The 1,484-nt window shown below is 74.3% G+C and carries 2 protein-coding genes; both read right to left on the bottom strand.

Annotated features, from left to right (window positions below):
- On the bottom strand, positions 1 to 514 hold a 514-nt coding region (gene whiA / locus B7767_RS28205; protein WP_085574635.1), incomplete at its 3' end, for a DNA-binding protein WhiA.
- Positions 505 to 1,484 (bottom strand): uridine diphosphate-N-acetylglucosamine-binding protein YvcK (yvcK, locus tag B7767_RS28200; RefSeq protein ID WP_085574634.1); only part of this gene is annotated, 980 nt, incomplete at its 5' end. The genes whiA and yvcK, both read right to left, overlap by 10 nt.

The following is a 1,484-nucleotide window of genomic DNA, read 5'->3' as shown; positions in this document are numbered from 1 at the left end:
CGATCGACAGCCTGCGGGCGGCGCCGACCAGGGCGAGCGCGGCCTCGGGGCCGGGGCAGGTCACCTCCAGGGAGGAGGAGCGGCCGGGCTCGGTGAGGGAGCCGTGGGCCAGGAAGGCGCCGCGCCAGGCCGCCTCGGCGTCACAGGTGGCCCCGGAGACCACCTGCGGGGGCAGGCCGCGGATCGGCCGGCCGCGGCCGTCCACCAGGCCGGTCTGGCGGGCGAGCTGGTCACCGCCCGCGACCACCCGGACGACGTAGCGCGAGCCGCGGCGCAGTCCACCCGGGGCCATCACGATCAGTTCGGAGCTGTGGCCGAAGATCTCCAGGATGTCCCGCTTGAGGCGGCGGGCCGCCATCGCGGTGTCCAGCTCCGCCTCGATCACGATGCGCCCGCTCACCAGGTGGAGGCCGCCGGCGAACCGCAGGATGGCGGAGACCTCCGCCTTCCTGCAGCAGGTCCGGGTGACGGGGAGCCGGGAGATCTCGTCCTTCACCGCTGCCGTCATCGCCATGGGCCGATCCTTCCATGCATCCGAAAAATACGGTCGTACGCGGCGGCCAACAGCTCCGGGTCGTGCCGGGGGCTTCCGTCGGGCCTGGCCACCGGGGCCAGCTCGACCGCGGCGCCGAACCGCTGGGCTGCATCGGTCAGGGAGTCGCGGTCGGGCACGGCGGCCTCGTCGGCCAGCACCACGTCCAGGGCGAGTTTAGGGGCGTGTCGTCCCAAAACCTCCAAATGACGCTGCGGGGAGAAGCCCTCGGTTTCTCCTGGCTGCGGGGCGAGGTTAAGGGAGAGTACCCGGCGCGCCTTGGTCTCGATGAGGGCGTCCAGCAGTTCCGGCACGAGCAGGTGCGGGATGACCGAGGAGAACCAGGAGCCGGGACCGAGCACCACCCAGTCGGCGTCGAGGACCGCCGCGACCGCCTCGGGGACGGCGGGCGGGTCGTTCGGCACGAGGTGCACGGACTGCACCTCGCCCGGGGTGAGGGCGACGGTGGCCTGGCCGCGGACGGTGCCGGTCTCGTCGGGCCGCTCGGGGTCGTGGCCCTTGACCAGGGCCTCCAGCTCCAGCGGCACGGCGGACATGGGCAGCACCCGCCCGTGCGCGCCGAGCAGCCGGCCCACCAGGTCGAGGGCCTGGACGTGGTCGCCGAGCTGCTCCCACAGGGCGACGATCAGCAGATTGCCGACCGCGTGCTCGTGCAGGTCGCCCTGGGACTGGAAGCGGTGCTGGATGACGCGGGCCCAGGTCTGGCCCCAGTCGTCGTCGCCGCACAGCGCGGCCAGGGCCTTGCGCAGGTCGCCGGGCGGCAGCACGCCCAGTTCGTCGCGCAGGCGCCCGCTGGAGCCGCCGTCGTCGGCCACGGTGACGACGGCGGTGAGGTCGCCGGTGATCCGGCGCAGCGCGGCGAGCGAGGCGGACAGGCCCATGCCGCCGCCGAGGGCGACGACCTTGGGCTGGGTGCCCCGGCGGCGCGGTC

Source organism: Streptomyces sp. 13-12-16 (assembly GCF_002114215.1).
Taxonomy (GTDB): Bacteria; Actinomycetota; Actinomycetes; order Streptomycetales; family Streptomycetaceae; genus Streptomyces.
The sequence above is the reverse complement of the archived record's forward strand: the minus strand, read 5'-3'. Positions and strand labels throughout refer to the sequence as shown.